At 69.5% G+C, this 4,682-nt stretch carries 3 protein-coding genes; all 3 read right to left on the reverse strand.

All coding sequences use genetic code 11. The features are described 5' to 3' along the window. The coding region (locus RMO85_RS11990; protein WP_310528956.1) for an ABC transporter permease subunit at window positions 1-1,755 on the reverse strand (1,755 nt) is incomplete at its 3' end. Next, entirely contained in the window at window positions 1,752-2,822 is a 1,071-nt protein-coding gene (locus RMO85_RS11995) for a glycine betaine/L-proline ABC transporter ATP-binding protein (protein ID WP_310528957.1), read from the reverse strand. The genes RMO85_RS11995 and RMO85_RS11990, both read right to left, overlap by 4 nt. Beyond that, window positions 2,819-4,546 (reverse strand): choline dehydrogenase, encoded by a 1,728-nt coding sequence (betA, locus tag RMO85_RS12000; RefSeq protein ID WP_310528958.1) that lies wholly within the window; start codon window positions 4,544-4,546, stop codon window positions 2,819-2,821. The genes RMO85_RS11995 and betA overlap by 4 nt, the downstream gene beginning before the upstream one ends. Between the last annotated feature and the right edge of the window lie 136 nt (window positions 4,547-4,682).

Below are 4,682 nucleotides of genomic sequence, written 5' to 3' on the forward strand. Positions count from 1 at the left end.
GCCCGCCTCGATCGTGGTGGGCGAGACGGCCTTCACCCCGTCGGCCACCAGCTTGATGGCGGCCGGGGCGGCGTAGACGATTCCGGCGGTGATCGCGGTGAAGCGCGTCGGGCCGAAGAGCGCGAGCACCGGGATCAGGTAGACGAACGGCGGAATGGTCTGGCCGGCGTCGAGCAGCGGGCGGATCCCGAGGTCGACCCGTCGGTCGCGAGCCATCCAGACACCGAAGACGAGCGCGAGGATCATCACCAGGACCGTGGCGACCAGGGTCATGTTGAGGGTGATCATCGCGTCGTGCCACAGGTCGAAGTACCAGATGCCGGCCAGGCAGACAACGGTCGTCACGAGCGCGCGGACGCCGCCGAAGACGACGGCCAGGGCCGCGATCGCCAGCCCGGCGAGCCACCACGGTGACTCGGCGAGCAGCGACTGCATGGGGTTGAGGAACCAGTCGGTGAGGTCGTCCTTGATCGTGCTCGCGACGCCGCCCACGAGGTCGACGACACCGCCCATCGCCGCGTCCGCGGCGTCGGCGACCTTCTGCCCGGCGGCGTACTCCGGGAACTCGGCCAGGCTCAGCTGCTGCCGCGACAGGTAGACCGCCACCAGGGCGGCCGCGCCCGATCCGGCCAGGATGAGCCGGCGCAGCCGGACGTTGCCGCCGCCTCCGCGGGCAACCTTCTCCGAGCGCTCGCTCGCGGCGGTGGTCGTCCGGTCGAGCATCACGGCCATCACCACGATCAGCACGCCAGGCACGAAGCTGCCGCCGAAGTCGTTGGCGACGAGCGCGTTGAGGACGGGCTTTCCGAGACCGGGGCCGTTGATGTAGGACGCGATGGTGGCCATGGACAAGGCGGCCAGCGTGGTCTGGTTGAGGCCGACGATGATGGTCTTGCGCGCCATCGGGAGCTGCACCTTGAGCAGCCGCTGCCAGTACGTCTGGCCGGCCGAGTCGGTGGCCTCGATCGTGGTGGTGGGGACCTCACGGATGCCGAAGCCGGCGATCCGCACGATCGGCGGGACGGCGTAGATGAGCGTGGCGACCACGGCGCCGCCGACCCCGATGCCGAAGAACAGCACGACCGGGACGAGGTAGACGAAGGTCGGCATCGTCTGCATGAAGTCGAGGACGACGGTGATCACCTTGTTGGCGCGGGGACTGGTGCCTGCCAGGACGGCCAGCGGCATCCCGACGATCACGGTGATGCCCACGGCCATGCCGGTGACGATCAGCAGGTCGATCGAGTCCTGCCAGTAGCCGAAGACGCCGAAGGAGAGGAACGAGGCCAGCACGAGGACTGCGATCCGCCCGTTCGCGATGGCGTAGCCCACCCAGGTGGCAAGGGCGATGACGCCCAGCCAGCCGATCTCGGGCACGGGTCGCGGCAGGTTGGGTCGCGCGAGCATCCGCTGCGCCCAGTCGAAGAAGCCGCGCAGGACCTCGGAGACGGAGTTGGTGAACTGCATGACCGGGTTGGTGTCGCGGCTCGCGAGCAGCGTGTTGTTGAAGTCGGTCAGCGACTGGTGGAGGTCGGTGTGCTCACGACCGGGCAGGGCGAGAGTGTCGTTGCCCTTGGTGAAGGAATAGATGACGACCCAGACGACGACCACGCCCAGGGCGGGGATCCAGCGACCCACACCTGCGTCCTCGGCGACGGGCGGTGGAGCGCCGGGTTCGACGCGACGCGCCACGGTCTTCGTCGTGTGGTCGTGGAGGTCGTCCCGGTTGGCCATCGGCGGCCCGAGGTCGCTCACGGCTCCTCCTCGGCCACGACGACGCGCATGATGTCCTCCTCGTCGACCACCCCGACCATCGTGTCGCCGTCCATGACCCGGATGGGGGCGTCGGAGGCGATCGCTGCGCGGGCGGCCTGCCGCACGATCGTCGACACGGGCAAGGCCGGCCCGTTCATCGACTCCCCCGTCCGCGGCTCGCGCATCACCCACTTCAAGGTGAGCACATGGGCCTTCGGCACCTCCGAGACGAAGTCCTTGACGTAGTCGTCGGCGGGCTGGGCCACCACCTCGTCCGGGGTGCCGATCTGCACGATCGCGCCGTCGCGCAGGATCATGATCCGGTCCCCGAGCTTGAGTGCCTCGGCGAGATCGTGGGTGATGAAGACCATCGTCTTGCCGAGCTCGCGGTGCAGGCGGATGACCTCGTTCTGCATGTCGCGCCGGATCAGCGGGTCGAGCGCCGAGAACGGCTCGTCGAACAGCAGTATCTCCGGGTCGCCGGCCAGCGCTCGAGCCAGCCCGACGCGCTGCTGCATGCCCCCGGACAGCTGGTCGGGGTAGGAGCGCTCGTAGCCTTCGAGGCCCACCAGCTCGATGATCTCCGCGGCCTTGGCGCGGCGCTCCTTCTTGCCCATGCCCCGGATCTCGAGCCCGTAGCCGACGTTGTCGATCACCTGCCGGTGCGGGAGGAGTCCGAAGTGCTGGAAGACCATGGAGACCTGGTTGCGGCGCAGGTCGCGCAGCTCGCTCTTCGAGGCGTGGGTGACGTCGTGCCCGCCCATGTCCACGGTGCCCGCGGTCGGTTCGATCAGGCGGGTCAGGCAGCGCACGAGCGTGGACTTCCCGGAACCCGACAGCCCCATCACCACGAAGACCTCACCGGGGGCGACGTCGAAGGACACGTCCTTGACGCCGACCACACAGCCGGTCTTCTTCTTCAGGTCGGCCCGAGACAGCTCGGCGTCGGGGGTGCCGATCACCTTGTCGGCCCGGGGCCCGAAGATCTTCCAGAGGTTGCGCACCGACAGGGCGGCGTCGGTGTCCGCCGGCACCACCGTCGGTTGCGGTTCGGTGATGGCGCTCATGGCTTCTCCTCGTGGTCGACGACGCCGTTGCGCGCATCCCCGGGTGGATAGAGCGGGGTGCCCTCGCGATGGCGGTAGTAGGGCACGTCCGCCGCAGGCAGCGGCGTGTTCTGGGCGATGAGGTCGGCGGCCTTCTCGGCCACCATCATCACCGGGGCATAGATGTTGCCGTTGGTGACGTAGGGGAACACCGAGGCATCGACGACGCGCAGCCCCTCGGTGCCGTGCACTCGCATCGTCGTCGGGTCGACCACGGACATGTCGTCGACGCCCATCTTGGCGGTGCAGGACGGGTGCAGCGCGGTCTCGGCATCGCGGGCCACCCAGTCCAGGATCTCCTGGTCGGTCTCGACCGACGGCCCCGGCGACAGCTCGCCGTCGTTGTAGGGGGCGAACGCCGGCTGGGTGAGGATGTCGCGCGCCACCCGGACCGCCTCGACCCACTCGCGGCGGTCCGGGGGTGTCGAGAGGTAGTTGAACTGCATCGACGGATGGGCCAGCGGGTCGCGCGAGCGGATCCGGACCCAGCCTCGGGTGTCGGCGTACATCGGGCCGATGTGCACCTGGTAGCCGTGGCCCTCGGTCGGCGCGGTGCCGTCGTAGCGGATCGCGATCGGCAGGAAGTGGAACATCAGGTTCGGCCAGTCGACGTCCTCGTTGCTGCGCGCGAACCCACCACCCTCGAAGTGGTTGGTCGCGCCGAGGCCGCGGCGGTGGAACAGCCAGTCGTAGGCGATCTTCGGCCGGGCCCGCATCCGCAGCCCCGGCGCGATCGAGACCGGCTCCTTGGAGGAGTACTGGATGTAGACCTCGAGGTGGTCCTGGAGGTTCTCCCCGACGCCCTTGAGGTCGTGCACCATCGGCACGCCGAGGGGCTCGAGGTGGGCGGGGTCGCCGACGCCCGAGAGCTGCATCAGCTGGGGGGTGTTGATCGCACCACCGCAGAGGATGACCTCGCCCGCGTCCACGCTGCGGTGCAGGCGGCCGGCGCGCAGGTAGTCGACCCCCACCGCCCGGGTGCCCGAGAAGCGGACCCGGGTCGCCATCGCCATCGTCTCTATCCGCAGGTTCTTGCGGTCGCGGACGGGGTGGAGGTAGGCGCGCGCCGCGGACAGGCGGCGCCCACGGTGCACATTGCGGTCGAACCGCGCGAAGCCCTCCTGGCGGTAGCCGTTGACGTCGTCGGTCAGGGGGTAGCCGGCCTGCTGGACGGCCTCGAAGAACGCCCCGAACAAGGGGTTGGTGGCCGGGCCCTGCTCGAGGGTCAGCGGGCCGTCGCCCCCGCGCCACGCGTCGGCGCCGGAGGTGCCGTCGAGGAGGAGACGACGCTCCATCTTCTTGAAGTAGGGCAGGCAGTGGAGGTAGTCCCAGTCCGCCATGCCGGGGTCGGCCGCCCAGCGCTCGAAGTCGAGGGGGTTGCCGCGCTGGAAGATCATCCCGTTGATGCTGCTGGAGCCTCCGAGGATCTTGCCCCGGGCATGGAAGATCCGGCGCCCGTTCATGAAGGGCTCCGGGTCGGTCTCGTACTTCCAGTCGTAGAACCGGTTGCCGATCGGGATCGGCAGGGCCGCCGGCATGTGGATGAAGGGGTCGAACCGGTAGTCGGAGCGACCCGCCTCGAGCACGAGCACGCTGGTGCCGGGGTCGGCCGAGAGCCGGTTGGCCACCGCGCATCCGGCCGAGCCGCCGCCGACGATCACGATGTCGTACCGCTCCTTGGCCACGAGCTACTCCTCGTCCCTCGCTGCGCCCGAGTCGTCGAACCAGCCCTGGACGGCCGGCCGGATGTTGTGCCACACGTGCTTGGTCTCGCGGTACTCGTCGAGGCCGGCGTTGCCGAGCTCGCGGCCGGTGCCGGAC

It is taken from the genome of Nocardioides sp. (assembly GCF_031422975.1).
GTDB lineage: Bacteria > Actinomycetota > Actinomycetes > Propionibacteriales > Nocardioidaceae > Nocardioides.